The organism is Burkholderia ambifaria AMMD, from assembly GCF_000203915.1.
GTDB lineage: Bacteria > Pseudomonadota > Gammaproteobacteria > Burkholderiales > Burkholderiaceae > Burkholderia > Burkholderia ambifaria.
This window is the reverse complement of record NC_008390.1, coordinates 572072-595222: the sequence shown is the minus strand read 5'-3', so window position 1 is coordinate 595222 and position 23151 is coordinate 572072. Positions and strand designations below refer to the sequence as shown.

The following is a 23151-nucleotide window of genomic DNA, read 5'->3' as shown; positions in this document are numbered from 1 at the left end:
CCGTTGTTCCCGACTCCCGTTTCCCGACGCGCATGCCAACCGATTCCGTCGTCCACCAGCTTGCGATCCGCGCAGGCAACAAGCTGCGTGACGAGCACCTGTCGCTCGCCACCGCCGAATCCTGCACGGGCGGCATGATCGCCGCGGCGATCACCGACATCTCCGGCAGCAGCCAGTGGTTCGAGCGCGGCTTCGTCACGTATTCGAACCAGGCCAAGATCGAGATGATCGGCGTGCCGCCCGACCTGATCGACAAACATGGCGCCGTCAGCGAGCCGGTCGCGCGCGCGATGGCCGAAGGCGCGCTGCGCAACAGCCGCGCGCAGGTCGCGCTGTCCGTGACCGGCATCGCCGGCCCGGCGGGCGGCAGCGAGAAAAAGCCGGTCGGCACCGTGTCGTTCGCATGGAGCAACCGGCTGCATACCGACGTCGAGACGCGCGTGTTCAAGGGCGACCGCGAGCAGATTCGCACGCAGGCCGCCGTGCATGCGCTGCGCGGGCTGCTGAAGCTGCTCGACGAGCGCGAAGGCTGATCAAAGGCTGAACCCAGGCTGATTTGCCGCCGCACCGGCAGGGGCGGCCTGCGCCCCTCCCCGCTTACTGGATCGCGTCGGGCTTCACGACGATCCAGTTCTTGTCCGCCGTCACCGGCAGGCCGAGCGCTTTCTGCTTCGCGGCCGATTCGTCCGACCACGCGCGGATCTGCGCCATCTGCTTGTCCTTCTTGTTGACCCAGACGCGCACGCCGCCGCGCGCGACGTCGGTCGCATTCAGCAGCATGTAGCCGTCGGACGTCGGCGTGTCGCCCGCGACGAGCACCGGCTTCTTCCACTGGTCGATCCAGCCGACGATCGAGCCGAGCTTGCCTTCGTACCACGTCATCGGGTTCATCAGGAACGGCGTGATCACGAGGCTGCGGTTCGCGGCCTCGTCGTACTTGCCGGCCTTGATCTGCAGCCGCGACGTCGTCAGCGCGCCCGTCGCCGGGTTGCGCAGCAGTGTCGTCACGCCGATCACGTTCTGCGGCTTCACGTTGTAGCCGTATTTCGGATCGGACAGCACGAGCCGCGCGAGTTCCTCGTGCGCGGCGGTCATCACGTAGACCTCGATCCCGTTCTCGCGCAGCGCGTTGTATAGCTCCTGCATCCCGCGGAAGAAGCGCGGCGGATTCGCGGCGCCGTCGACGACCTTGTCGCCCTGCCAGTAGCGAATCGGCACCGGCTTGCCGTCGGCGAGCATCGCGTCGACGTGGCGCTTCAGGTCCGCGAGCGACAGCCCCGCGAACGCCTGCGCGATCCACGGGTAGCAGACCAGGTCGTCGATCTCGCAAAGCCGGTAGTAGTAGCTCGTCAGCGATTCCTTGTAGTCGGCGGAATCCTTGAACGGGATCAGCTTCAGCGACGGATCGAGCGAGTCGCGCGTGAGCACGCCGCGGTTCTCGAGATACGGCAGCAGCGATTCCTCGAGGTCGTAGCGGTAGGTCGTGTTGTCGGCGTCGAACACCGCGTAGTCGCCGCGATTCGCATGGGCGGCGATCATCGCGTTCAGCGCCTTCGCGCTGTCCGCCGGCCAGTGCGACAGGTCCGCCGCGTGGGCGAACGACATGCACAACGACGCGGCAAGCGCGCTCAGAATACGGCGGGACAGCTTGGGCATGACGTCGCTCCCTTTCGTGACAGTGTGGTGACAAATCGATGACGAGGGCCTGATCCCCGGCAGCATCGCGCGATTGCGGCGCGGGCATGCGGTGGGAAAGCGACGGGAAATTGCTCGCGTGCGCCAATGCGGCAGGCGCGGGAGGCACGCGCGCGGCCCGCGAATGCGGGCGCGGCGGTGAAAGGCCGCCCGGACGGGCGGCCGGTATGTCAGCGATGCGCGTTGATCGTGTCGCGCGTCTTCTGCGCGGCAAGCGCCGCGGCTTCGGCGAAATCCTCGCCCTTGCTCGCGTACAGGATCGCGCGCGACGAGTTGATCATCATCCCGGTGCCGTCGGCCGTGCGGCCCGCGTTGACGGTGGCCTCCACATCGCCGCCCTGCGCGCCAATGCCGGGAATCAGCAGCGGCATGTCGCCGACGATCCCCCGCACGATCTCGATTTCGTTCGGGAACGTTGCGCCCACCACGAGGCCGAGCTGGCCGTTCTTCGCGTTCCACTTGTTCGCCGCGAGATCGGCCACGACCTGGTACAGCGGCCGGCCGTTCGTGTCGAGGAACTGAAGATCCGAGCCACCCGGGTTCGACGTGCGGCACAGCACGATCACGCCCTTGCCTTCATGCTCGAAGTACGGCTCGACCGAGTCGTAGCCCATGTACGGGTTCACGGTGACGGCGTCCGCGCGATAGCGCTCGAACGCCTCGCGCGCGTACTGCTCGGCGGTGCTGCCGATGTCGCCGCGCTTCGCGTCGAGAATCACGGGCAGGCCCGGATGCTGGAGATGGATGTGCGCGATCAGGCGCTCGAGCTGGTCTTCGGCGCGATGCGCGGCGAAGTACGCGATCTGCGGCTTGAACGCGCTCGCATACGGCGCGGTCGCGTCGACGATCTGCCGGCAGAATTCGAAGATCGCGTCGGGCTGGCCGTCGAACTGCACGGGAAAGCGCGACGGCTCGGGATCGAGGCCGACGCACAGCAGCGAATTCGTGCGCTGCCACGCGGCGCGCAGCGATTCGATGAAAGTAAGCGGGGAAGACATGGCGGATACTCGCGGCAAACCGTTGGTAGACCGCGTATTTTACCCGCGTCGCCGGCGCCCTTCGCGCGCGGCCGCATCGACGCGTGCATCGGCGCGCTCGACGGTGAACGCGAAACGCCGCGTGAGCCGCTCGCCCGGCGCGAGCAGCGTCATGCCGTGCGCGGCGGCACCCCCGGGCAAATTCACCGCGTTGATCGGATGATCGACGGGTTCGAAACAGAAGAAATCCTCGCCGGGCGGCGTATACAGCACGTACGCATCGGCGTCGGCCGCCACCGTCAGCGACAGCCCGCGGCGCGGCCAGCTCACCGCCGCGTGGCCGCCCCAGCCGGTGAACGCGTGATTGACGAGCGTCGCCGGCAACGGATACGCGACGCCGAACTGCCAGGCCGGCGGCACGCTCACGTGCCGCACCGGCAGGAAATCGGCGCCCGACAGCCACAGCCCGCCCGCGGCCGCGGCAAGCTCGGTCACGTCGTCGCGCACCAGGAACGGATGCACGCCGAGACCGAACGGCAGCCGCGCGCGTCCCGCATTCTCGATCGTCAGTGCGATCGCCAGCGTCGTGTCGTCGAGCGCGAACGACTGGATCGCGCGAAACGCATACGGCGCACCGCTCGCGCGATCGAGCGACAGCTGCAGCGTCGTGTCGGTCGCGTCGTCCACCTGCCACGGCGCGAGCCAGCCGTCGCCGTGAATCGGCAGCGGCTCGTCGCGACGATTACGCGGCACCGCGACGCTGCGCCCGTCGCATTCGAAGCGGCCGTTGCCGATCCGGTTCGAATACGGCAGCAGCGGATAGCACGCGAGTTCGTTCGGGTCCGTGGCCGTTTCCGGATGCTCGCAGCGGCGGAACACCGGCACCAGCGCGCCGTGGTCGCCGCGCCAGTCGAAGCGCGCGATGCCGCCGCCGAGGTGCGGCAGCACGTCGAGCCGCAGCGCCGCGTTCGACAGCGTGACGGCCGCCGCATGCGCGGCGCCGACGCCCTGCGCGAACGCGGCGGTCTGCGGGCCGGCGCTGACCGGCTGCGCGGCGGCAGCCAGGCGCGCGCGGCGCGACTGGCTCGTGGACGACAAGGTGCGCGAGGACGTGGCGGTCATGGTGAACTCCTTTCCTTCGTCGATGAAACGATACGGGTCGTCGCACGGTGCCGAGCGAACCCCAGCACCCATACCTACAATCAGGCCCAGCCGCCGTCGACCACCACGTCCTGCGCGGTGATCATCCGGCTGTCGTCGGCCGCGAGAAACAGCGCCATGCGCGCGAGATCATCAGGCAGCAGCTCGGCGTCGATGCACTGGCCCGCCTTGATCGCCGCGCGGCCCGCGTCGTCGAGCCAGAGCTTGCGCTGCTTGTCGGTCATCACCCAGCCGGGCACCAGCGAATTCACGCGGATCCCGAACGGGCCGAGATCGCGCGCGAGCCCGCGCGTGAGCCCCTGCACGGCCGCCTTCGCCATCACGTAGACGGGATAGCCGCCGTTCTTCAGCATCCAGCTGATCGAGCCGAGATTGATGATCGCGCCGCCGCCGCGCTGCTTCATGTCGTCGATCACCGCCTGCGCGGCGAAGAACTGGTGGCGCAGGTTCACCGCGATGCCCGCGTCGAACGACGCGGGTGTCACGTCGGCGATCGCGTGGCGCGTGTCGTTCGCCGCGTTGTTCACGAGCACCGCGATCGCGCCGATCCGCGCGCGGATCGCGTCGATCGCATGGCGCAGCGCGTCGATGTCGGTCAGGTCGCACGGCAGGAACAGCGGCGCGTGGCGTACCTCCGGCATCTGCGCGAGGCTCTCCGCGAGCGCCTGGCCCGCCTGCGCGTCGAGATCGACGAACGCGACGCGCGCGCCCTGCCGCGCGAAGTGCTCGACGAACGCCGCGCCGATCCCGGTCGCACCGCCCGTGATCAGCACCGCGCGATCCGCGAGGCTCGGGTAGCGCGCATAGCGCGCGTCGCTCGCGGCGCGCGGATCCTGCGCGGAAGTTTCGATGGTCATGCGAATCGTCTCCGTGGAATCGGTCAGTCGCGTACGCCGCGGTTCTTCAGCTGGTCGAGCAGCACGGCCGCGAGCAGGATCGCGCCGCGCACCAGGTACTGGTAGAACGCGTCGATGTTCATCAGGTTCATCACGTTCTCGACGGTGCCCATGATCAGCACGCCGATCACGACGCCCGAGATCGTCGCGCGGCCGCCCATCAGCGACACGCCGCCGAGCACGCAGGCGGAGATCACGTTCAGCTCGAAGCCCTGCGCGGCGTTCGGCTGGCCCGACGTGATGCGCGACGCGAGGATAACCCCGGCGAGCGCCGTCACCGCGCCCTGGATCAGGAAGATATAGACGCGCGTGCGTTCGACGTTGATCCCCGCCAGGCGCGACGCCTCCGGGTTGCCGCCGATCGCGAGCGTATTGCGGCCGTACACGGTCTGGTTCAGCAGCACGCCGAACACGATGAAGCACAGGAGCGTGACCCAGATCGGCAGCGATACACCGAACAGCGACAGCCCGCCGAGCGCGATGAACGTGTCCGACGACACGCCGACCGCCTGCCCCTTCGACACGATGAAGCCGAGCCCGCGCACGATTTCCATCGTCGCGAGCGTCGTGATCAGCGCGTTGATGCGCAGGTATGCGATCACCGCGCCGTTCACGAACCCGATCGCCGCACCGGCCGCGACCGCCGCGATGATCGCGACGAACGTGTTGTCGGTCGCGTTCAGCACCATCGCGCACAGCACGCCGGAGAACGCGACGGTCGAGCCGATCGACAGGTCGAAGTCGCGCGAGGCCAGACAGAACATCATCGTGCACGCGACCATCCCGATCTGCGAGATCGACAGCGCGAGGCCGAGCATGTTGTCGATCGAAAAGAAGTGATCGACCGTCAGCGACATCGTGACGAACATCACCGCGAAGATCGCGATCAGGCTGTATTCGGTGAGGTGCTGCCACCACTTCTGGCGGTCGCTCTGCTGTGGAACCAGCGCGTCGGCCGACGGCTTCACGGCTGCGCTGGCGAGGTTTTCCCGGACTTGCATGGTTGTGTCTCCTGCTCCTGCATCGCGCGGCCCGCGCCGCGCGTGATCGATTCGAATATCCTGCATCGCCCGCGGCGACCTGACACCGCGTCAGGCCGCCTCGGCGACGCTCGTCTGCGGCAGCGCGAGGCTGAGCACCGCATGCTCGTTCGCCTGCGCGCGCGCCAGCTCGCCCGCGATGCGGCCTTCGCGCATCACGACGATGCGGTCGGACACGCCGAGCACTTCCGGCAGTTCCGACGACACCATCACGATCGCGCAGCCGCGCTCCGCGAGCCGGTAGATCACGTCGTAGATCTCGTGCTTCGCGCCGACGTCGATCCCGCGCGTCGGCTCGTCGAGGATCACGACCTTCAGGTCGGGCTCCGCGAGCCAGCGCGACAGGATCGCCTTCTGCTGGTTGCCGCCCGACAGGAAGCGGATCTTCTGCCGGCGGTTCGGCGTCTTGATCTTCAGCCGCTGGATGAAGCGGTCGGCCGTCTCGATTTCGGTCTTGCGGTCGATGAAGAGCCCGGCGCGCAGCGAATGGCGGCGGCAGCTGATGTTGATGTTCTCCGCGACCGACGCCATCGCGATGATCCCTTCTTCCTTGCGGTCCTCCGGACACAGCACGATGCCGTGGCGGATCGCGTCGCCGGTGCGCTTCACGTCGATGCGCTTGCCGTCGAGCGTCAGCTCGCCCGCGCGCCGGCGATCCGCGCCGTACACGAGCCGCATCAGTTCGCTGCGCCCCGCGCCGACCAGCCCGAAGAACCCGACGATCTCGCCCGCGCGCACCGAGAAGCTCGCCGGTTCGCGCAGCGCCGGGCCGTCGACGCCTTCGGCCGAAAACCGCACGTCGCCGAGCGCGCGCGGCGCGTAATGGTAGATGTCCGAAATCTCGCGCCCGACCATCTCGGCGACGAGCTGCTCGCGCGGCACGTCGGCGAGCGATTCGTGCGACGCGATCTTGCGCCCGTCGCGGAAGATGGTGCATGCATCGCACAGCCGGTAGATCTCGTCCATCCGGTGCGAGATGTAGATCAGCGCGCGGCCCTGCGCGCGCAGGTCGTCGACGAGCTTGAACAGCACCTCGGTCTCGCGATGCGACAGCGAGCTCGTCGGCTCGTCGAGCGCGATCACGCGCGCGTTGCGCATCAGCGCCTTGCAGATCTCGACCATCTGCCGCTGCGCGATCGACAGCCGCCCGAGCTTCGCGTCGGGATCGAGATCGACGCCCATCGCGGTGAGCCGTTCGCGCACATGGCGCTTCGCCTCGCCCTTCTTCACCCAGCCGAGCGCGTTCGGCAGGCGGCCGAGCAGCAGGTTCTCCGCGACCGTCAGGTCGGGCACGTACTGCAGTTCCTGGTGAATCACCGCAATGCCGGCCGCGATCGACGCGGCCGCACTCGAAAAATGCACGGGCTGGCCGTCGACCAGCACGCTGCCCGCATCGGGCTGGTATTCGCCGCCGAGAATCTTCAGCAGCGTCGACTTGCCCGCGCCGTTCTCGCCCATCAGGCCATGCACCTCGCCCGCATGCACGTCGAACGAGATGCCGTCGAGTGCGCGCACGCCGGGAAATACCTTGCCGATATTGTCAAAACGCAGTGCCGCTGACACGTCGTCTCCCCACTTTGCAGATCCATCGATCGCCGGCTGCCGCATCGCCGCGGCAGCCGGCAAGCCGCTTACTTCGATGCGAGCCCCATCTCGTCGCGCACCTTCGACACGTTGTCGCGCGTCGCGAGCATGCCCGTCGTCAGCGTCAGCGCCGGCGGTGCCTTGCCCTGCGTGATCCATGCGTACATCAGGTCCGAGGTTTCCTCGCCGTGGCGCTTCGGGCTGATGATCACGGTGCCGTAGAAGCCCGTCGGCTGCGGCTTCTTGAATTCGCTGAGCGCCGAGTCGGAACCGCCGATACCGATGCCGATCATGTTGTCCGCCTTGAAGCCGCGCCCTTCGGCCGCGCGCACCGCGCCGAGCACGGCTTCGTCGTTCAGGCCGTAGGCGACCCAGTGCTTGAACTGCGGGTTCTTGGTGAGCGCGATGTTCGCCGCGTTGAACGCGTTCTCGGTGTCGGTCTTCGCCTGCGGCGCCGCGATCACGTTCGCCTTCGGGAAGCCGGCCGCCACCAGCGCGTCGGTCGCGCCGCTCGTGCGGTCGTGCGCGGTCGGCAGCTGCTCGTACGTGATGTCGATCGCGCCGACTTCCTTCATGTTCCAGCCGCGCTTCTTGATCTCGGCCGCGATGCCGTCGCCGACCTGCTTGCCGATGTTGTACGCGGAAATCCCCATGTGCGGCACCGACTCGATCGGCTTGCCCGCGCCGTCGACGAGGCGGTCGTCAACCGTCATCATCTTCAGGTTGTGCGACTTCGCCTTCGCGACGATGCCCGGCCCGAGCTTCACGTCGGGCGTGCAGATGATGAAGCCCTGCACCTTCTGCGCGGACAGGTTGTCGATCGCGCTCATCACCTTCTCGCCCGACGGCGCGCCGATCTTCACGAGCGTGAAGCCCTTGTCCTTCGCGGCCATCTCGGCGAATTTCCATTCGTCCTGGAACCACGGCTCTTCCGGCTGCTTCACCAGAAAGCCGATCTTGACCGGATCGGCCGCGTGCGCGACCGGACTGCCCATCACCACCGCCGCCGCGGCGGCCAGCGTTACGAACGTTCTGCGTTTCATCTCCAGTGTCTCCTTGTCTTCATCGAACGGGATGCAGCCGCTTGTTGGTTTCGACGCAGCGTGCGCGCGGCCGTCGCACGTGCGGTCTTTCGAATCGTTGCGTCAATCGTGGTACAGCGCCGCGCGCCCGCCATCGACGGTGATGCACGCGGCATTGATGAACGGCGCCTCGTCGGACGCGAGGAACACGGCCGTCATCGCGACTTCCTCCGGTTTGCCGATCCGCTTCATCGGCTGCAGCGCGAGCGTCTCGGCGCGCGCCGCGGCCGGGTCGGCCTGCGCATCCCACCAGTCGCGCGTGAGCTGCGTCTCGATGTAGCCGGGCGCGATCGCGTTCATCCGCACGTTGCGCGCCGCATATTCGATGCCGAGCGCGCGCGTGAGGCCCAGCACGCCGTGTTTCGCGACCGGGTACGGAAAGCAGCCGGGAATGATCCGGAACGCATGCGTCGACGCGATGTTCACGATGCTGCCGCGGCCGCGTTCGACCATCCCGGGCAGCGCCGCGCGGCAACCGTGCCACACGCCGTCGAGATCGACCGCGAAGCAGCGGCGCCAGTCGTCGTCCGTCATCGTCAGCGGATCGGCGAACACGTTGATGCCGGCGTTGTTCACCAGCACGTCGAGCGGGCCGAGCGCCGCTTCGGTCTGCGCGAACGCGTCGCGCACCGAGTCCTGCCGCGCGACGTCCGCATGCAGCGCGAGCACGCGCGCGCCGTCGATGCCGGCGGCGATCGCGGCCGCCGTGCGCTGCGCCTGCGGGAAGTCGAGGTCGACGAGCGCGACGGCCGCGCCCTCGCGCGCGAACGCCTGCGCGATCGCGGCGCCGATCCCGCGGCCCGCGCCCGTCACCACCGCGACCTTGCCCGCGAGCCGTCCCATCATGCGGCTCCGCCCAGCGCCGCGCGCAGGCCGGCCTGGAACGCGCGCGCATTCGCGAGCGTCGCGTCCGCCGACTGGCCGGGCCGGTACAGCGCCGAGCCGAGGCCGAAGCCGTTGGCACCGGCCGCGAGGAACGGCTGCATGTTATCCGGCGTGATCCCGCCGACCGGAAGCAGCGGCACCGCGCGGTCGATCACCGCGCGCCACGCCTTCACGACGGGCACGCCGAGCTGCTCGGCCGGGAACATCTTCAGCACGTCGGCGCCGTTCGCGAGCGCGGCGAACGCCTCGGTCGGCGTCGCGACGCCCGGGGCGCTCGCGAGCCCGCGCTCGCGCGCGCGGCGGATCACGGCCGCGTCGCTGTGCGGCATCACGATCAGCGTGCCGCCGGCGTCCTGCACGCGGTCGACGAATTCGGCGCGCAGCACGGTGCCCGCGCCGACGATCATGTCGTCCGGCAACGCGCGGCGCAGCGCCGCGATGCTGTCGAACGGATCGGGCGAGTTGAGCGGCACCTCGACGATCCGCACGCCGGCTTCGTGCAGCGCAAGGCCGTGGTCGGCCGCTTCGGTGGGCGTGATGCCGCGCATGATCGCGATCAGCGGGCACGCGTCGAACGCCCGCATCAACGCGGGATGCGGCGTGTACGGCGCGGGCAACGTGAGTTCGGACGACATCGATGGTTCCTCTTCAAATCGGTTCATTGATCGGCGCAGACGGGCTCGCCGTCCGCGCGCACGAGTCCGGCACGCGATGCGATCCACCACAGGCCGCGCTCGGTCGCCTGCGCGACGACGCGCGCATGCAGGCAGCCGAACACGCGCAGCGCATCGACATAGCGCGCGCACAATCCGTCGTCGCCAATCAGCAGCAGCGGCTGGTTCGCGAGCGCGACACCGCGCTCCGCGAGCATCGCGTCGAGCGCGCCGAGTTCGTGGCCGATCAGCAGGCCGGACAGGTAGTCGCCCTGCGCATCGGGCGCGAGCCGGTCGGTCAGGCCGAGCGTGCGCGTGCTGAAGATCGTCGCGAGCAGCCCCGCGCGCTGCGCGCCGCGGGCGACCGCGACGCCGCGCGCGAATGCCGCGCGGTCGGGCGACGGGCTCGCGCGCATCGTGCGGCCGAGGATCGTGTGATCGCGCAGCGCCGCGAACAGCTCGCCCGTCATGAAGGTCTGGAAGCGCTCGATGAGCCCGTCCTTCACCCACGCCCACTTCGCATGCGTGCCCGGCAAGCCGATCAGTAGCCCTGAACGATCGGCATCAAGCAGAGAATCGTTCGCGAGTGCGCCGAATATCTGCGTTTCTTCGCCGCGCATTACGTCGGGCAATTCGCCCGTCGCGATCACGCCCGGCACGATCGACACCGCCGTGCCGCGCGCCGTCGTCACCGTGACGAGGCCCGCGACGAGCGCATCGGCGCCGGCCGGCACCGCGACGTACGGCGCCTCGCGCCAGCCCTGCGCGCTGCCGACCATCCCGGCGGCCAGCACCGGCACGCCGGGCGCGCGGTCGAGCCAGTCGCCGCACGCTTCCTCGAACACGACGTCGAACGCACGCGCGCCGCCGGCCGGCACGTGCATCACGCCCGCCGCGCGGCTGCGCGTGTCGAGCAGCGCGCCGTGCGCATCGAACAGATACGCGCGCAGCGACGTCGTGCCCCAGTCGAGCGCAATCAGCGACGGGGCGGCGGAGTTGGCGTCCGGAGCGGTCCGGGTCGAATGGGTCATCGTTTGATCCTGCGGGTACCTTGCGGCGGGCTCCAGCCCAGTTCAGCGGAAATGGCTCGCGCTTCACGCTGCACGAGCGGAATCAGTTCATCCATCCGGTCGTGCGGCATGTACGGAATCGTGCTCGCGACCGACACGGCCGCGACGACCGCGCCCGATGCGTCGCGAATCGGCGCGGCCACGCAGCGGATCGACGCCTCGTTTTCCTCGAGGTCGAACGTGTAGCCGCCGGCCGCGTAGTGCGCCATGCGCTGCAGGAACGCGCTCGTCTCGGGGCGGTTGTCCGGCTTGAAATTGACGCCGGCCAGTGCGCGGCGCGCGGCTTCGAACAGCGAGCGCCACACGTCCGGATCGAGGTCGAGCATCATCGCCTTGCCGATGCCGGTGGAGGCGAGCGGCATCCGGTGGCCGACGCGCGAACGCATCTCGAGGCCACGCGTGCCGGGAATCTTGTCGATGTACAGCACGTCGTCGCCGTCGCGCACGCCGAGGTGAATCGTGTCGAGCGTCGCTTCCGCGAGCGCTTCGAGGTGGGGCCGCGCGACCGCCGTGAGCGGCATCTGCTCGAGCGCGATCGTGCCGAGCTCGATCAGCTTCGGGCCGAGCAGGTAACCGCCCTGCACCTGTCGCAGGTAGCGCGCCTGCACGAGGCTGCTGACGAGACGGTGCGTCGTGCTGCGCGTCGTGCCGAGCGCGGCGCCGATCGCACGCATGTCGCGCGCGCCGTTCGCGATCGCTTCGAGGATCGCGAGGCCGCGCAACAGCGTCTGCGTGCCGGCCTGCTGCGCGGCGAGGTCGAGCGGCGTGCTGGTCGCGCCGATGCTGTCGGTCAGCGGCGCATCGTCCGGCGTCGCACGCCGGGCGTCGAGGGCAAGGGATTCGGGCATCTTGGTCATGGAACGGGCTTCTTCAGCGGAATCGGTGAAGCGGCGGTCGCGAAGCCGGAACGAGGTCGGGCGTCGCGGCAACGCGGCGGTCGATGCACCGAGGAAAGCGCCCGGCGAACTTCATGGAAGGTGTCTCCGTGTGCTCGGGCGCCGCGCGATGCGTGGGTCCGAAGCTGTCGATGTGCTTCGGATTGTAGGAGCGCACGCACTCGTCTCCAATATTTGAATGCGTTGTCCAGATAATGAGAAAAGCCGGCGATGGCGCCGAAATGGCCGCGCCACGTGCACGGGGGCGGAACCCGACGCGTCGCGGGTTCCGCCCCCGTTATCCATGCGCGCCTTGCTTATTGCTGGTTCGTGCTGCGCGCCTGCATGTAGCGCTGCACGTCGGAGAACGACACGCGGCCGCTGCCGCTCGCGTCGATCTGCCGGAAGTGGTTTGCCACATAGCCGAGGCCCGCCGCGCGCGCCTGCGCTTCGGTGATCGAACCGGTGTTCTCCGTATCGGCCGTGCCGAACTGCCGCGCGAGCTTGCGCACCACCTGCGCGTGCAGCGCGGCGCCCGTCGTCTGCGTGCCGGCGGTCGGCTTGCGCGCGGCCGGCGGCACGTACGGATCGCCGAGCTGCGCTTGGCGCGCGCGCGCCGGAGTGGCGGCGTCGCTCGCCTGCGCGAACGCGGATGCGAATGTTGCAGCGCCGGCGCATGCAAGCGCCGCGGCAACGACGATGAAACGTTTCTTCATGTCAGGCTCCAGTCTGGAATGAGGTCGTCGACGGCCGGCCAACGGCGCCACCACGGGCGCGCGTCGCCGGGCCCGCCCATCGCATCAATGCGCGGCCGCGTTGTAGAAGGTCACGAGGTCGGCCTTCTCCTGCGGACGCGACGTATCGTCGAGATAGACCATGTGTCCACCCTGATAGTCCTTGATCGTCAGGTTCGGTTGCGACCCGAGCCGCGCGAGGTCCAGCTCGGTCTGGTAGAACGGCGTCGCGATGTCGTGATACCCGTTCAGCGACAGCACCTTCAGCGACGGATTGAGCGTCAGCGCCGCGGCGAGATCGGGGATCGTGTCGGGCATCGCGAGGCCGTCGTGCGACCAGTCCCACGTGTTGATCGCGTTGCTGCTCAGCGAATACGCGGACTGCGCGCTGTACTTCAGCACGTTCGGCAGGTAGCTGCCGATCGTGTCGGTGAACGGCTTCGTGATGAACGTGCTCGACGGGTCGCCGTCGGCCGCGAGCGGGCTCGACGACGGCACGTTCACGCGTGCGTCGTAGCGGCCGATCAGCGTGCCCGGGATCAGCGCCACCTGGAAGCTGTTGTCGAAGAACGTCGGGACCACGTTGAAGTCCGCATTCCACAGCGACTGCTTCACGCCGGTCGAATTCACCATCGTCGTGACGAGCGTCGGCGGAGGCGGCGTGTGGCTCGCGAGATACGCGTTCACGGCAGGCGCGTAGCTGCCGGCCGTCAGCAGCCGCATCTGGTCCGCATACTGCGGCAGGCTCGACGGATTCGGATTGTCGAGCTGGTAGTACGCGCCGACGGTGCCGTAGGACGGCACGAACCCCGCGCAGCTCACCGGGCTCGACCCGTTGTTCGAGTTGCCGATGTAGTCGCTCGCCATGTCGCAGTTCGCGTTGTAGTTCAGGATCGACGACTGCAGCACGATGCCGGCGAGCTTCACGCCGGCCGTCTCGAGCAGGTTCGCGAGCACGTCGGTGCGCGGCGTGCCATACGATTCGCCGAACAGGTATTTCGGCGAATCGTTGCGCTGGTTCACGGCGAGGTAGCGCATCACGAAATCGCGAAACGCGCCGCCGTCCTGGTCGACACCCCAGAACGTCTGGTTCGTGTTCGGCGCGATCGCTTCCGAGAAGCCGGTGCCGATCGCATCGACGAACACGAGGTCGGTCGTATCGAGCAGGCTCTCCGCGTTGTCGACGAACGGGAACGTCGACGTGTTCGCGTTCGGGTCGCCCGTCTGGATCCGTTTCGGACCGAACGAGCCGAGATGCAGCCACACCGATGCGGAACCGGGGCCGCCGTTGTACAGGAACGTGACGGGGCGCTTCGCGGCGGGCTGGTTGTCGGCGGTGTACGCGATGTAGAAGAACGATGCTTCGGGCGCGCCCGTCTGCGGATTGCGCGCGACGAGGTGGCCGGCGGTGGCCGTGTAGCGGATCGTGTGGCCGTTCAGCGTGATCTGGTGATGGGTGACGGCGGCCTTCTCGACCGCGGCGGACGCGTCGAGCGACGCGGTCGCGCTCGACGAATAACTATTGGGATCGTTGTACGGCCTGTCCACCTGAGCGGCGGGATCGGCTGAGTTGGCGGCACCGGTTGCGGCGGACGACGTCACGTCGTCGTTGCAGGCCGTCAGAATCAGCGAAGAGAACACAACTCCCAACAACAGCTTCGCTTTGCTCGCTGGCATCGTTGCTTTCCTTCTCTCGAATGTTTTTTGTGTCGAGCAGCCGGGTACGCCGCCCCCCGCCTCGATTGCGGCCGATAAGCCGAGGCGCTGGCCAATATACGCGAGCGGGTCGGCTTTGAAAAATTTGGAAATATTCGAGCGAAGGTCGGTGCGGCGCACACCTTTCAGGAATGCTTCGATTCGCACACCATCGTTTTTCAGCCGGCTTTCAGCGTGTGGCGCGTGACCGTTGAAACGGAGAAACCGCGCGGATTTCGTGCCATATCGGCAAACAAAACCGCGCGGCTGCGGGGATTGCTCAGTAAAGCGAAATAGACGATTTCGTCTAAACAATGCGACCCGAAATCCGGGCGATACGCATGCGCTGCAGCGCACCAATCGCGCGCCGGCGACGGAATGGACAATGCAACGGCGCGAGCGCGCCGCTCACTGCCTCACTGCGATTGCGGAAGCTCGGCCGCGCCCATCCGGCGGGCAATGACGGCCGCGCGCTGCGCCTGATAGGCCGAGCCGCGGTGCGCGTCGAACCAGCGCGGCTTCGGCAGCATCACCGCGAGGCGCGCCGATTGCCACGCGCCGAGCCGGCTCGCGGGAATCCGGTAGTAATAGCGTGCGGCGGCCTCGGCGCCGTACACGCCGCGGCCCCATTCGACCGAATTCAGGTAGATCTCGAAGATCCGCTCCTTGTCGAGCACCGTCTCGAGCATCCACGTGATGATCAGCTCCTGCCCCTTGCGGATGTAGCTTTTCTCGCGCGACAGGAACAGGTTGCGCGCGAGCTGCTGCGTGATCGTCGAGCCGCCCGCGACGATCCGGCCGCGCGCCTTGTTCTTCTCCCACGCCTGCAGGATCGCGTCGACGTCGTAGCCGTTGTTGGTCGCGAAGGTCGAATCCTCCGACGCGATCAGCGCGCGCTTCAGGTTGCGCGAGATCTGGTCGTACGGCACCCACTGGTGCTGGACCTGCGCGGGCGGCTTGTCGCGCGACAGCCACCATGCGTCGGTACGCATGAACGCGGTCGAACCGGGATTGATGAACGACCACAGCGCGATCTGCACGAGATAGAACAGCTGCGTCGCGAGCCACGCGCCCGCGAACACCGAACCCGCATAGACGATCCAGCGGGTCGGGCTGACCGTGCGCGTGCGCCGCATGCCGCTTACCGCCGCCACCTGCCGCGCTCCGCTCAGGCCGCCGCGAGCGCCTGGCGCAGCGCGGCCAGCACGGGTGCGCCGTCCGGCCGCACGCCGCGCCAGATGAAGAACGATTCGGCCGCCTGCTCGACCAGCATGCCGAGACCGTCGGCCGTGCGTGCGCCGAGCGACGCCGCATGCTGCATGAACACGGTCGGCTGCGCGCCATACATCATGTCGTAGGCCAGCGTGCCGGCACCGAACGCGGCAGCGTCGCACTCCGGCAGCGCCGCATCGAGACTGCCGGCCGTCGCGTTGACGATCACGTCGTACGGTTCGGCACGTACGGTGTCCGGGCCGCCGCCCGCCAGCACGCAGCCCGCATCGTGCGCGGCCTGCGTGAACTGACCGACGAGCGTCTCGGCCTTGCTCGCGGTGCGGTTCACGATCGTGATCGACAGCGGTGCGCGCTCGAGCATCGGCAGCACGACGCCGCGGGCGGCGCCGCCCGCGCCGAGCAGCAGGATGCGCGCGCCTGCGAGCGACACGCCGAGATTCGATTCGATGTCGCGCACGAGGCCGACACCGTCGGTGTTGTCGCCGTAAATGCGGCCGTCGGCGTCGAAACGCAGCGTGTTTACCGCGCCGGCCGCCGCCGCGCGCGGCGACAGCGTGTCGGCGAGCGCATGCGCGTCGAGCTTGAACGGCACGGTGACGTTCGCGCCGCGCCCGCCTTCGGCGACGAACGCGCGCACGGCGGCCTCGAAGCCGTCCACCGGCGCGAGCCGGTGCTCGTAAGTGATCGCCTCGCCCGTCTGCGCGGCGAACTGCGCGTGGATGAACGGCGACTTGCTGTGCGCCACCGGATTGCCGAACACCACGTAGCGGTCGACGCCGCTCGTCGGCGCGATCGCGGTCATGATGCGCGGCCCTCTTCGCTTGCCTGGCCGTTGCCGGTCGCGGCATCGCCGCCTTCGGCCGCCGCGCCGTCCGATTCGGCCAGCGCTTCGGCCTCGGTTTGCGCCGACGCGTCTTCCGCATCGACCAGCGTGTCGTCGCCGCCTTCGGTTTCGTCTTCGTCCTCGGCCGCCTCGCCGCTCGTCACGGTCGGCGCGTCGAGCACGTTCAGCAGTCGCACCGACGCCTCGATCGTCAGCTCGTCGAGCGACATCACGTCGAGCAGCACGCGCGTGCCGCGCGCATGCACGCCGAGCCCCGGCACGTGCAGCAGCAGCGGAATTTCCTCGAGACGCACGAGATCGCCCTTCACGACGCTCGCGACGACCTGCTTCTTCTGCTCCTGCGCGAGCCAGCGCAGGCACCAGAAGTATTCCATCCGGCGCTGGTAGTCGGCGTACGCGGTATAGGTGTCGTCGAAGCCCTGCACGACCGCGTACAGGTCGGCGTCCTTCGGCTTGAACGGCGCGGCGAGCTTCGCGGTGACGCCGTGCTGCACGCACGCGAGCAGCTGCCACTGGTTCACGAGGTCGACGTAGCGGCGCAGCGGCGACGTGCTCCACGCGTACTGCGCGACGCCGAGGCCTTCGTGCGGCGCGGCCGACGTCTGCATCCGCGTGCGCTTCGGGCCCGGCGCGCCGAAGCCGCGCTGCGAGCGGTAGATGCCCGGCACCGTGTGATCGTGCAGGAACGCACCCCACGTCGAGTTCGCGAGGATCGCGAGCTCCGACACGATCAGGTCGAGCGGCGACCCGCGGCGACGCGGCGTGATCGTCACGTGCTCGCCTTCGACGTAGAAGTTGTAGTCGGTGTTGCGCTGCACCTCGCGCTTCAGGCCATAGCCCGCGCGCGCGACCTGGCGCTTCTCGAACAGCGCCTGCGCGAGCGGCCACAGCACGGCGATGTCGTCCTTGTGCGGGTAGTCGCCGGTGCCGGCCGCGAGCGTCTCCTCGTTGACGAGCTCGTCGAGCGTGTTGTGGCGCAGGTTGCTCTTCACGTACACGAGTTCGGCGCGCGTCTCGTTCGCGACGATGTCCTGCGTCTCGCGGTTGACGATGATGTACAGCGACAGCGCCGGGCGGTAGTCGCCCTCCTTCAGCGTGAACACGTCGACGACGTCGTCCGGCAGCATCGTGATCTTGTCGCCCGGCATGTAGACGGTCGACAGGCGCGTACGGGCGATCGCATCGACCGCGTCGCCGCGCACGATGCCGAGCGCCGGCGCCGCGATGTGCACGCCGATCCGCACGCGACCGTCGGCCAGGTGCTCGACCGAGAACGCATCGTCGATTTCGGTCGTCGTGACGTCGTCGATCGAGAACGCCTCGACGTCCGCGCGCGGCAGGTCGTCCGGCAGCGGGCCGACCGTGACGGGCGGAAAGCCCGTGCCGTGCGGGAAAAATTCTGCGAGGAAACGCGCCTCGTGCAGCGCACGCGCCGACGCGACGCCGCCGCAGTCGAGCATCAGCCGCGCCGGCGACACGCCGCGCGCGCCGGCCGCCGCCTCGAGCGCCTTGTATTCGATCGAATTCTTGTCCGGCCGCGTCAGCAGCCCGAGCACCTTGCCCGCGAACGCCTCCGGCAGCTTGCCGGCCTTCAGCTCCTCTTCATACTGGACCTGGACGAGCGCCTGCTGGCGCTTGCGCTCGAGCGACGCGAGCGCCATCTTGAGCTGATCTTCCGGCGCGCGCTGGTACTGGCCGCGCCCCTTGCGGCGGAAGTAGACGGGCGAGCCGTGCAGCCGCAGCACCAGCGCCGCGCGCTCGACCGCCCCGTAGGTCGCGCCGAAGTATTCCGCGGCCAGCGCCGTGTAGGTGAATTCTTCCGCCGGCGCGCATTCCCACAGGAAATCCAGGTCGATCTGCTGCGCGGCCGTGTCGGCTTCCTGCATCAGTTCGCTCGCGGCCGGCTTCTCGAATTCGATCAGCACGTCTTTTGCGCGCACCTTCGCCCGCCGCCCGCCGGGCAACTCGACCTGAAACGCGTCGCCCTGGCGCGACAGCACGCTGCCCGCCTTGAAACTGCCCGATTCCTCGAAGAAAACGTTCACTCAGTACTCTCGTTCAGACTGCCGGGCGCCGCATTGGCGGCGCCGCATGATGATGGGAATTCGATCGGCATGACGCCGGGCTCATGACGTTGTGTCGTCGCAAAAAGCGAGAACGTCGTCGACATAGTCGGCAAATTCGCTGATTCCGTGATCGCTGCCTTCGATCACGCGCGTTTTCGCGCCCGGGTAGTGGGCGAGCATCTCGCGGTAGTCCAGCACTTCGTCGCCCGTCGCCGCGAACAGATAGTAGCGCTCGGGACGCGAAATCGCCGGCACGCGCAGCGCATCGAGCTCCTGCAGGTGACGGCGTTCGACGACGATCGAGCCGCCGCCGTGCCACAACGGCTGTTCGCCCAGATACTGTTCGAGATCGCGTTGCGGCACGATCGCCGGATTCAGCAGCACCGCCTTCCAGCCGTGCTTTTCCGCCAGCCAGGTCGCGTAGTAGCCGCCGAGCGAGCTGCCGATCACCGTCACGTCGCGCGCCCCGGCCACCTCGGCTTCCGCCACGGCGATCGCATCGAGCGGCGACACCGACAGCGACGGGCAGCGCCATTCGTGCGTGCGGCCGAGCTCAGCCATGCGCGCGGCGAGCAGCCGCGACTTCTGCGACTCCGGCGACGACCGGAACCCGTGTAGGTACAGGATCACGCGCGGCTCCCGAGCGCGTCGAGCAGCTTCTGGTGCACACCGCCGAAGCCGCCGTTGCTCATCACCAGCACGTGGTCGCCCGGGCGCGCGGCCTCGACGACCGACTTCACCAGCAGATGGAGATCGTCGAACGCACGGGCCTTGTCGCCGAGCGGTGCGAGCGCGTCGGCGAGGTTCCAGCCGAGCACGTCGCGCCCGGCAGGCGCGCCATAGCCGAACACCAGATCGGCGTCCGCGAGGCTGGCCGGCAGTTGCGCCTTCATCACGCCGAGCTTCATCGTGTTCGAGCGCGGCTCGAGCACCGCGAGAATGCGGGAATTTTGTCGGCCGATGCGCGCACGAAGGCCGGCGATCGTGGTTTCAATCGCGGTCGGATGGTGCGCGAAGTCGTCGTACACGGTCACGCCGTCGATGCTGCCGCGCACTTCCATGCGCCGCTTCACGTTGCGAAACGATGCGAGCGATTCCGCGGCCTGGGCGGGCGGCACGCCGACGTGGCGCGCGGCGGCGATCGCGGCGAGCGCGTTCATCCGGTTGTGGTCGCCCTGCACCTGCCACGCGACTTCACCGACGCGCTCCGACTGCGAATACACCGCGAACCGTTCGTCGACCGGCACGCCGTCCTCGGCCGGCAGCGCCTGCCAGCCGCCGTCCACGCCAAAGCGCTCGACCTCGCTCCAGCAGCCGCGTGCAAGCACGCGCTCCAGCGCGTCGGAGCGGCCGTTGGTCACGAGCCGGCCGACACCCGGCACGGTACGCACGAGATGGTGAAATTGCGTTTCGATCGCGGCGAGATCCGGGAAGATGTCCGCGTGATCGAATTCGAGATTGTTGAGCACCGCGGTGCGCGGCCGGTAGTGGACGAACTTCGAGCGCTTGTCGAAGAACGCCGTATCGTATTCGTCGGCCTCGATCACGAAGAAGCTCGAATCGGTCAGCCGGGCCGACACGCCGAAGTTCAGCGGCACGCCGCCGATCAGGAAGCCCGGGTTCAGGCCGGCATCTTCCAGCAGCCACGCGAGCATCGACGACGTGGTCGTCTTGCCGTGCGTGCCCGCGACCGCCAGCACCCACTTGCCCGCCAGCACGTGCTCGCCGAGCCATTGCGGGCCGGACACGTAAGGCAGGCCGCGATCGAGGATCGCCTCCATCAGCGGGTTGCCGCGCGTCACGACATTGCCGATCACGAACAGGTCGGGTTTCAGGTCGATCTGCTCGGCGCCGTAGCCCTCGATCAGCGTGATGCCCTGCGCCTCGAGCTGCGTGCTCATCGGCGGATAGACGCCCGCGTCGCAACCCGTCACCGTGTGGCCCGCCTCGCGCGCGAGCACGGCAAGACCGCCCATGAAGGTGCCGCAGATGCCAAGAATGTGGATGTGCATAGATGAATGCTTTCGCGCCGCCGGGCGCCGTCGATTCGGAAAGGAAGGTCTGCGGCACGCCGGACAGGCCGCCCGGCCAACGACTTTCGCCGCGACACAAAGACCGCCATTGTAACTGACGCCCCGCCGTGCCCGGCGGCCCGAACGACGGATCGCGGATGCTGCCCGGCACGCGGCGGCACCGCATTCGGGCGCGACGGCGATCGAGTATGATTGCCGGATCATGTCTCGCAAACCTCTTGTCGACCCGCGGCGCGCCCGCGAGGAAATCGCCCAGTCCGCCGCCCGCCTGATCGCGGAGGACGGCCTCGATTACGCCAGCGCGAAGCGCAAGGCCGCGCGCCAGCTGTTCGGCGATACGCGCGTTGCCGGCGAATGGCTGCCCGATAACGACCTGATCGAGGAAGAGCTGCGCGAGTACCTCGCGCTGTTCCAGAGCGACACGCAGCCGGACGAACTGCGCCGCCTGCGCGAGCTCGCGCTCGACTGGATGCGCCGGCTCGCCGAGTTCAATCCGTATGTGACGGGCGCGGTGCTGCACGGTACCGCGAACGAGCATTCGGACATCCATTTGCAGATATTCACCGACAACCCGAAGGACGTCGCGATCTACCTGCTGAACCAGAACGTTCAGTACGACGTATCCGAGACGCGACATTTCGCCGGCCGCGCCGACGTCGAGACGCTCAGCTTCCTGTGGCGCCCGCGGCGCGACGTGGACGCGATCGGCATTCACGTCGCGCTCTACGCGAGCGACGACCTGCGCGGTGCGGTCAAGGCCGACGCGCGCGGCCGGGTCGCGCGCGCGGATGCCACCGCATTGCGCGCGCTGCTCGAGGCCAGCAACGCTCCTTCCGAACCGGAATGATTCAACGATGATGACGAAACGCATGTTGGCGCTCGCGGTGGTCGCGGCCGCCGCCGTCGCCGGCGGGCTCGCCGCCGGCCATTGGTTCCGCGGCGGCAGCGCCGATGACGGCGTCGCCGTCGCGGCGCCCGCCGCGCAGGGCAACCCGGTCGACCAGCTGTGGGCCGCGTCGCTGACCGGCGTCGACGGCAAGCCGGCGTCGCTCGCCTCCTTCAAGGGCCAGAAGGTCGTGGTCAATTTCTGGGCGTCGTGGTGCGGCCCGTGCGTGGAGGAGATGCCGGAGCTCGTCGCGCTGTCGCATCAATACAAGCAGAAAGGCGTCCGCTTCATCGGGATCGGCGTCGATTCCGATCAGAACGTGAAGAACTTTCTCCAGAAGGTGAAGGTCGACTATCCGGTTTTCGTCAGCGGTTATGCGGGCGCCGATCTGGCCCGAAATTTCGGAAATACGGCCGGCGCGCTGCCGTTTACGGTCGTCATCGACGAAACCGGCAAGATTCGCGAGACAAAATTAGGACAAATCCAGCCGGCCGAGCTGAGAAAGACCCTCGACGCGCTGTGATCGTCCTGAACGGCCGCCCGCACGTTGGCGGCGATTTGTGCGTCGATCGCCGCAATTTCACGGAAATTCGCTGATACTTTGCGGTCCTGCCGGTAATTCTTGCAGGTCCGGCGCGCCTGGCCGTTCGGCAAAACTAGACAAATTTCTCTAAATAGCGCTAAAGTTCGCGCAATTCCGCAGAAATAGAAGCGACCATGACACGATTGCTGGTGCTGCACGGCCCCAACCTGAACCTTCTCGGCACCCGGGAACCGGAGGTGTACGGCCGCGTCACGCTCGCGCAGATCGATCAGGCGCTTGCCGCGCGGGCGCAGGAAGCCGGCGCCGAGCTGTCGTCGTTCCAGAGCAACCATGAAGGCGCGCTCGTCGACCGCATCCAGGCCGCGCGGGAGGAACAGACCGATTTCATCCTGATCAATCCCGCCGCGTATACGCACACCAGCGTCGCGATCCGGGACGCGATCGCCGGCGTAGGCATCCCGTTCGTCGAGATTCACCTGTCGAACGTGCACCGCCGCGAAGCGTTCAGGCATCACTCCTACTTTTCCGACCAGGCCGAAGGCGTCATCTGCGGGCTCGGCTGGAAAGGTTATCTGTACGCGCTCGAGTACGCGCTGGACAAGCTGCAAGGCGCGTCGCGCGGCTGATTTCGCGATCTAGATTCAGCGCCGGCCCCTAACCGGCGCTTTCACGTATTGAAAGGGGAATTCCCGATGGATCTTCGTAAGCTGAAAACTCTGATCGACCTCGTTTCCGAATCCGGCATCTCCGAGCTGGAAGTCACGGAAGGTGAAGGCAAGGTGCGCATCGTCAAGAACGCGCCGCCGGTCTACGTGCAGCAGACGGCTGGGTTTGCCCCGCAGGTCAGCGCGCCCGCTCCGTCGGCCGCGCTGCCGACCGACGGCGCCGCCGCGCCGGCCGCAGGCGCGGCAGCCGCACCGGCCGTCCCGCAGGGCCACGTCGTGACGTCGCCGATGGTCGGCACGTTCTATCGCGCGCCGTCGCCCGGCGCCGACCCGTTCGTCCAGGTGGGCGACACGGTCAAGGAAGGCCAGACGATCTGCATCATCGAAGCGATGAAGCTGCTCAACGAGATCGAGTCGGACAAGGCCGGCGTCGTCAAGGAAATCCTCGTCGAGAACGGCCAGGCCGTCGAATACGGCCAGCCGCTTTTCGTGATCGGCTAAGTCCGCCGCGCGGCCCTGCCGGCCGCGCGCCG

General features: G+C 68.1%; 23 protein-coding genes. 5 read left to right on the top strand and 18 right to left on the bottom strand.

Translation table 11 applies throughout. The annotated features are described in order from the left end of the window. Positions 1 to 32: 32 nt before the first annotated feature. The gene (locus BAMB_RS02705) at positions 33 to 533 is read left to right on the top strand and encodes a CinA family protein (RefSeq protein ID WP_041491085.1); all 501 of its coding nucleotides are present in this window, start codon (positions 33 to 35) and stop codon (positions 531 to 533) included. A 64-nt stretch (positions 534 to 597) separates the two neighbouring features. Here the strand turns inward: BAMB_RS02705 and BAMB_RS02700 are convergent, their stop codons facing one another. From BAMB_RS02700 to mpl, 18 genes are all read right to left on the bottom strand, one after another. Further along, positions 598 to 1656 (bottom strand): HAD family hydrolase, encoded by a 1059-nt coding sequence (locus tag BAMB_RS02700; protein WP_011655940.1) that lies wholly within the window; start codon positions 1654 to 1656, stop codon positions 598 to 600. Positions 1657 to 1865: 209 nt separating this feature from the next. Next, positions 1866 to 2693 carry an orotidine-5'-phosphate decarboxylase gene (gene pyrF / locus BAMB_RS02695; RefSeq protein WP_011655939.1) on the bottom strand — a complete coding sequence of 276 codons (828 nt, stop codon included), beginning with the start codon at positions 2691 to 2693 and terminating at the stop codon, positions 1866 to 1868. 39 nt (positions 2694 to 2732) lie between these two features. Further along, positions 2733 to 3794, bottom strand: coding sequence for an aldose 1-epimerase (locus tag BAMB_RS02690; RefSeq protein ID WP_011655938.1), 1062 nt, complete (start codon positions 3792 to 3794; stop codon positions 2733 to 2735). Between the two features lie 80 nt (positions 3795 to 3874). After that, positions 3875 to 4690: an SDR family NAD(P)-dependent oxidoreductase gene (locus BAMB_RS02685; RefSeq protein WP_011655937.1), complete on the bottom strand. Its 816-nt coding sequence runs from the start codon at positions 4688 to 4690 to the stop codon at positions 3875 to 3877. A 23-nt stretch (positions 4691 to 4713) separates the two neighbouring features. Beyond that, positions 4714 to 5730 carry an L-arabinose ABC transporter permease AraH gene (gene araH, locus BAMB_RS02680; protein WP_011655936.1) on the bottom strand — a complete coding sequence of 339 codons (1017 nt, stop codon included), beginning with the start codon at positions 5728 to 5730 and terminating at the stop codon, positions 4714 to 4716. Positions 5731 to 5820: 90 nt separating this feature from the next. Beyond that, positions 5821 to 7332, bottom strand: coding sequence for an L-arabinose ABC transporter ATP-binding protein AraG (gene araG, locus BAMB_RS02675; protein ID WP_041491316.1), 1512 nt, complete (start codon positions 7330 to 7332; stop codon positions 5821 to 5823). A 68-nt stretch (positions 7333 to 7400) separates the two neighbouring features. Next, the gene (locus BAMB_RS02670; RefSeq protein WP_006755510.1) at positions 7401 to 8396 is read right to left on the bottom strand and encodes an arabinose ABC transporter substrate-binding protein; all 996 of its coding nucleotides are present in this window, start codon (positions 8394 to 8396) and stop codon (positions 7401 to 7403) included. 102 nt (positions 8397 to 8498) lie between these two features. Then, the gene (locus BAMB_RS02665; RefSeq protein ID WP_041491315.1) at positions 8499 to 9278 is read right to left on the bottom strand and encodes an SDR family oxidoreductase; all 780 of its coding nucleotides are present in this window, start codon (positions 9276 to 9278) and stop codon (positions 8499 to 8501) included. Then, positions 9278 to 9955, bottom strand: a complete 678-nt coding sequence (locus BAMB_RS02660; RefSeq protein WP_011655933.1) for a 2-dehydro-3-deoxy-6-phosphogalactonate aldolase — start codon at positions 9953 to 9955, stop codon at positions 9278 to 9280. Before BAMB_RS02660 ends, BAMB_RS02665 begins: the two co-directional genes overlap by 1 nt. A gap of 23 nt (positions 9956 to 9978) precedes the next feature. Next, positions 9979 to 11004 carry a 2-dehydro-3-deoxygalactonokinase gene (locus tag BAMB_RS02655; protein ID WP_011655932.1) on the bottom strand — a complete coding sequence of 342 codons (1026 nt, stop codon included), beginning with the start codon at positions 11002 to 11004 and terminating at the stop codon, positions 9979 to 9981. Beyond that, positions 11001 to 11900: an IclR family transcriptional regulator gene (locus BAMB_RS02650; protein WP_011655931.1), complete on the bottom strand. Its 900-nt coding sequence runs from the start codon at positions 11898 to 11900 to the stop codon at positions 11001 to 11003. The genes BAMB_RS02655 and BAMB_RS02650 overlap by 4 nt, the downstream gene beginning before the upstream one ends. A 335-nt stretch (positions 11901 to 12235) precedes the next feature. Continuing rightward, positions 12236 to 12634, bottom strand: coding sequence for a hypothetical protein (locus tag BAMB_RS02645; protein WP_011655930.1), 399 nt, complete (start codon positions 12632 to 12634; stop codon positions 12236 to 12238). 84 nt (positions 12635 to 12718) lie between these two features. Next, positions 12719 to 14329: a S10 family peptidase gene (locus tag BAMB_RS02640; protein ID WP_011655929.1), complete on the bottom strand. Its 1611-nt coding sequence runs from the start codon at positions 14327 to 14329 to the stop codon at positions 12719 to 12721. Between the two features lie 434 nt (positions 14330 to 14763). Beyond that, positions 14764 to 15501, bottom strand: a complete 738-nt coding sequence (gene mtgA / locus BAMB_RS02635; RefSeq protein ID WP_011655928.1) for a monofunctional biosynthetic peptidoglycan transglycosylase — start codon at positions 15499 to 15501, stop codon at positions 14764 to 14766. A gap of 14 nt (positions 15502 to 15515) precedes the next feature. Beyond that, complete coding sequence (aroE, locus tag BAMB_RS02630) at positions 15516 to 16382, bottom strand: shikimate dehydrogenase (protein WP_011655927.1); 867 nt, start codon at positions 16380 to 16382, stop codon at positions 15516 to 15518. Further along, positions 16379 to 18469: an RNB domain-containing ribonuclease gene (locus BAMB_RS02625; RefSeq protein ID WP_011655926.1), complete on the bottom strand. Its 2091-nt coding sequence runs from the start codon at positions 18467 to 18469 to the stop codon at positions 16379 to 16381. The genes aroE and BAMB_RS02625 overlap by 4 nt, the downstream gene beginning before the upstream one ends. An 81-nt stretch (positions 18470 to 18550) precedes the next feature. Further along, complete coding sequence (locus BAMB_RS02620) at positions 18551 to 19120, bottom strand: YqiA/YcfP family alpha/beta fold hydrolase (protein WP_011655925.1); 570 nt, start codon at positions 19118 to 19120, stop codon at positions 18551 to 18553. Next, positions 19117 to 20502, bottom strand: a complete 1386-nt coding sequence (gene mpl / locus BAMB_RS02615; protein WP_011655924.1) for a UDP-N-acetylmuramate:L-alanyl-gamma-D-glutamyl-meso-diaminopimelate ligase — start codon at positions 20500 to 20502, stop codon at positions 19117 to 19119. The genes BAMB_RS02620 and mpl overlap by 4 nt, the downstream gene beginning before the upstream one ends. 223 nt (positions 20503 to 20725) lie before the next feature. Here mpl and BAMB_RS02610 point away from each other — a divergent pair, with 223 nt between their 5' ends. The 4 genes from BAMB_RS02610 to accB all read left to right on the top strand — a co-directional run bounded on the left by BAMB_RS02610 (position 20726) and on the right by accB (position 23119). Next, positions 20726 to 21370 (top strand): UDP-N-acetylmuramate--alanine ligase, encoded by a 645-nt coding sequence (locus BAMB_RS02610; RefSeq protein WP_011655923.1) that lies wholly within the window; start codon positions 20726 to 20728, stop codon positions 21368 to 21370. Between the two features lie 7 nt (positions 21371 to 21377). Next, on the top strand, positions 21378 to 21932 hold the full coding sequence (locus BAMB_RS02605; RefSeq protein WP_011655922.1) for a TlpA family protein disulfide reductase: 555 nt from the start codon (positions 21378 to 21380) through the stop codon (positions 21930 to 21932). A 194-nt stretch (positions 21933 to 22126) separates the two neighbouring features. After that, a complete protein-coding gene (aroQ, locus tag BAMB_RS02600; protein WP_006756005.1) occupies positions 22127 to 22579 on the top strand; it encodes a type II 3-dehydroquinate dehydratase in 453 nt (150 codons plus the stop codon). A 66-nt stretch (positions 22580 to 22645) separates the two neighbouring features. Beyond that, complete coding sequence (accB, locus tag BAMB_RS02595) at positions 22646 to 23119, top strand: acetyl-CoA carboxylase biotin carboxyl carrier protein (protein WP_011655921.1); 474 nt, start codon at positions 22646 to 22648, stop codon at positions 23117 to 23119. The last annotated feature ends 32 nt before the right edge of the window (positions 23120 to 23151 follow it).

Bases quoted from the DNA above. Each gene is read 5' to 3' on its own strand.
- BAMB_RS02605 (WP_011655922.1), top strand. From the start codon at position 21,378: ATGATGACGAAACGCATGTTGGCGCTCGCGGTGGTCGCGGCCGCCGCC.
- BAMB_RS02705 (WP_041491085.1), top strand. From the start codon at position 33: ATGCCAACCGATTCCGTCGTCCACCAGCTTGCGATCCGCGCAGGCAAC.
- BAMB_RS02655 (WP_011655932.1), bottom strand. From the start codon at position 11,004: ATGACCCATTCGACCCGGACCGCTCCGGACGCCAACTCCGCCGCCCCG.
- BAMB_RS02670 (WP_006755510.1), bottom strand. From the start codon at position 8,396: ATGAAACGCAGAACGTTCGTAACGCTGGCCGCCGCGGCGGCGGTGGTG.
- BAMB_RS02640 (WP_011655929.1), bottom strand. From the start codon at position 14,329: ATGCCAGCGAGCAAAGCGAAGCTGTTGTTGGGAGTTGTGTTCTCTTCG.
- BAMB_RS02660 (WP_011655933.1), bottom strand. From the start codon at position 9,955: ATGTCGTCCGAACTCACGTTGCCCGCGCCGTACACGCCGCATCCCGCG.
- BAMB_RS02665 (WP_041491315.1), bottom strand. From the start codon at position 9,278: ATGGGACGGCTCGCGGGCAAGGTCGCGGTGGTGACGGGCGCGGGCCGC.
- mpl (WP_011655924.1), bottom strand. From the start codon at position 20,502: ATGCACATCCACATTCTTGGCATCTGCGGCACCTTCATGGGCGGTCTT.
- BAMB_RS02610 (WP_011655923.1), top strand. From the start codon at position 20,726: ATGTCTCGCAAACCTCTTGTCGACCCGCGGCGCGCCCGCGAGGAAATC.
- BAMB_RS02685 (WP_011655937.1), bottom strand. From the start codon at position 4,690: ATGACCATCGAAACTTCCGCGCAGGATCCGCGCGCCGCGAGCGACGCG.
- BAMB_RS02700 (WP_011655940.1), bottom strand. From the start codon at position 1,656: ATGCCCAAGCTGTCCCGCCGTATTCTGAGCGCGCTTGCCGCGTCGTTG.
- accB (WP_011655921.1), top strand. From the start codon at position 22,646: ATGGATCTTCGTAAGCTGAAAACTCTGATCGACCTCGTTTCCGAATCC.
- pyrF (WP_011655939.1), bottom strand. From the start codon at position 2,693: ATGTCTTCCCCGCTTACTTTCATCGAATCGCTGCGCGCCGCGTGGCAG.
- aroQ (WP_006756005.1), top strand. From the start codon at position 22,127: ATGACACGATTGCTGGTGCTGCACGGCCCCAACCTGAACCTTCTCGGC.
- BAMB_RS02690 (WP_011655938.1), bottom strand. From the start codon at position 3,794: ATGACCGCCACGTCCTCGCGCACCTTGTCGTCCACGAGCCAGTCGCGC.
- BAMB_RS02650 (WP_011655931.1), bottom strand. From the start codon at position 11,900: ATGACCAAGATGCCCGAATCCCTTGCCCTCGACGCCCGGCGTGCGACG.
- araH (WP_011655936.1), bottom strand. From the start codon at position 5,730: ATGCAAGTCCGGGAAAACCTCGCCAGCGCAGCCGTGAAGCCGTCGGCC.
- BAMB_RS02645 (WP_011655930.1), bottom strand. From the start codon at position 12,634: ATGAAGAAACGTTTCATCGTCGTTGCCGCGGCGCTTGCATGCGCCGGC.
- aroE (WP_011655927.1), bottom strand. From the start codon at position 16,382: ATGACCGCGATCGCGCCGACGAGCGGCGTCGACCGCTACGTGGTGTTC.